Origin of the sequence: Streptomyces sp. SID14478, from assembly GCF_010548525.1 — a bacterium.
In the GTDB taxonomy this organism is placed as follows: Bacteria; Actinomycetota; Actinomycetes; order Streptomycetales; family Streptomycetaceae; genus Streptomyces.
In genome coordinates, this window is sequence record NZ_JAAGMG010000120.1 from 1 (window position 1) to 2,548 (window position 2,548).

Here is a 2,548-nt window from a genome sequence, read left to right on the forward strand (position 1 = left end):
CGGGCCGGCCGCCGCCTCCTGCGCCGGCGCGGGCTTCGGCACCGGCGTCCCCTGCGGTTTGAGGCCGCACGTGTCGCAGTACAGCTCCCCGCCCATGTCCTCGTAGCGCCCCGGGCAACCGGGCCGCGTGCACTCGTGCGCCTCGGCCATGCCTACGACTCCCCCCTCCGGTCGGTGGGCGCGGCCTGCTCGGCCCGGCCCGACGACAACACCTCGGCGGCCGCCCGCTGGTACCGCAGCACCGTGTCCTCCGCCACCCGCAGGTCGCAGGGCGCGCTCCACAGCATGCGGCGGGCCGCGTCGTACCGCTCCACCAGGAACGGGTCCTCGGCGAAGCCCAGCCGCGCGACCTTCGCCTTGTACGCGTCGAGCCGCCCGCGCAGTTCCGCGCGGACGGCCAGCGGCTGCGTCACCGCGGTCAACGACTCGCGGGCGCGCAGCAGTTCGTCCTCGGCCTTCGACTCCAGGGACTCCAGCAGCGGCGAGAGCCGGTGCCACTGGCCGTGCCTGCGGTACTCGGCGGCCAGCGCCAGCTGCTCCTGCAGGGCGATCGGCGGCCCGGACACCGCGGGCACCTCCGAGGCGGCGATCTTCGCGAGGACCTCGCCGCGCGCCGCTCTCGCCTCGGTGAGCGTGCGGTCCGCGCGGGACAGCACGTCCCGCAGCTTGCCGAGCCGCGCCTCCGCGTCCTGGCGCACCGTGAGGACGGCCTCGATCTCGCGCCGCACGTCCTCCAGCGCCCGCGCCTGCCGGTCGTACGCCGTCGTGTCGGGGCGCCCGCCGCCGGGGGCCGAACTGCCGGGCGCCTTCTGCCAGTACGTGAGCGGGTCCGAGACCACTTCCTCGCGCATCCGGGTCAGGACGCCCGTGATCCGCTCCAGGTCGTCGCCCGCCGGATGCTCGCCGGGGCGCACGCCGACGGAGTGCGCGAGCTGCCGGGTGCGGCCCAGCTCGGCGGCGAGGAGGTCTATGCGGGCGGGCAGCGCCGACCACACCGCGTCGGCGGTGACCACCATGTCGAGGGACGACGCGTACAGCTCGTTCATCCGCTCCACGAGCGCGGCCAGCGTGAAGTGCTCGGACAGCTTCGCGGGACCGGTGAGCGTCGGCGACGGGTGCCCGGCGGCGGAGGAGACGGTGACGGACTCGCCGCGCAGCATCTCGGTGAGCTGCACGAGGTCGTCCCGGTTCGGCCACTTGCGCCGGGCCCGGACGTCCTGGGCGGCGCGCAGCGCGTCCGTGTACGTGTCGAAGTACGTCCACAGCAGGGTGATCGCCTGCTCGGCGGCGGCCCAGCGCTCCCGGGTCGTCCCGGTCAGCCGGGCGCCTTCGAGCAGTCGCCGTCCGGCGTGGTCCTGGAGCGCGAGCAGCGACGTCTCGACGGCCTCGTGCTCGGCACCGAGCCGGGCCAGGGCACGGTCCACCTCGTCCCGGTCCATCACCGGACCAGGGGGTCCCGCGACGCCCATCGATCACCTCTCGCTTTCCTCGCGTACCGCAACTACTGGGAAACTACAGCTACTTGTACTTCGGCGCGGGCGGTGTGGCCGCCTCGTCGAGCGCTGACTTGAGCCAGAAGTCGTACGACTTCTGCCAGCCGTCGTTCTTGCGGTAGTCGTCCAGGACCTGATTGACCCGGCGCACCAGGTCGTCCGAGCCCTTCTTCATGGCGACGCCGTAGTACTCCTTGGTGAACGGCTCGCCCTTGACCTCCACCGTCGGGTCCTGCGCGGCCTGGCTCGCCGCGAGCGCGCCGTCGGTGACCACCGCGTCGACCTCGCCGAGCTGGAGGCGCACCAGGCAGTCCAGCTGGTTCGGCACCGTCGTGGAGATGTCGGTGCTCGCCGGCAGCTTGTGGCTCTTCTTGTCGTCGCCCAGCGCCTTCAGGGCCGTCGAACCGACCGCCGAGCACACGCGCTTGCCGCCGAGCGAGTCGTCGTACCTGGTGATCTTCGACGTCTTCGGGGCGAGCACCTGCTGGCCCGTCTGGAAGTACGCCGTGGAGAAGTCGACGTCCTTGAGCCGGTCGCAGCTGATGGTCATCGTGCGCACCACCATGTCGACGTCGCCGCGCTGGATCGCCGGGATGCGCTCGTTGGTCGGGATGGCCTTGAAGCGGATCTTGTCGGGGCTGCCGAGGATCTCCTTGGCGATCTCATGGGCGAGATCGATGTCGAAGCCCTCCAGCTCGGCGGTCTTCGCGTCGCTGTTCGGATCGCGGTAGCCCCACCGGTAGCTGTTCTGGTCGACGCCCACCGTGACGTAGCCGCGGTCCTTGATGGTCTGCACGGCGCCGCCGCTGACGCTGCCGCTCTTCGGGTCCAGGCTGCGCTCCGGCTCCTTGCCGTCCACGCCCGGGTCGCAGTCGTCCGCCTTGGCCTGCGTGCCCTCGGCCACGCCGCCCGAGCCGGTGCCCGTGCTGCCGTCGCCGCCGGGGCCGCGCTGGGTCAGGGGAAGCAGCAGCGCGAGGACCGCCGTCAGGGCGCAGACGACCGCCATGGCGGCCACGCCGCCCCAGCCGCGCAGACGACAACGCGCCGGACCTAGA

General features: G+C 72.6%; 2 protein-coding genes. Both read right to left on the bottom strand.

Features of this window, described 5'->3' with window-relative positions; all coding sequences use genetic code 11:
- Window positions 1–152 precede the first annotated feature (152 nt).
- Window positions 153–1,469 (bottom strand): hypothetical protein, encoded by a 1,317-nt coding sequence (locus G3I40_RS04895; RefSeq protein WP_164300916.1) that lies wholly within the window; start codon window positions 1,467–1,469, stop codon window positions 153–155.
- Between the two features lie 49 nt (window positions 1,470–1,518).
- Complete coding sequence (locus tag G3I40_RS04900) at window positions 1,519–2,526, bottom strand: glutamate ABC transporter substrate-binding protein (protein WP_239091543.1); 1,008 nt, start codon at window positions 2,524–2,526, stop codon at window positions 1,519–1,521.
- Window positions 2,527–2,548: the final 22 nt, after the last annotated feature.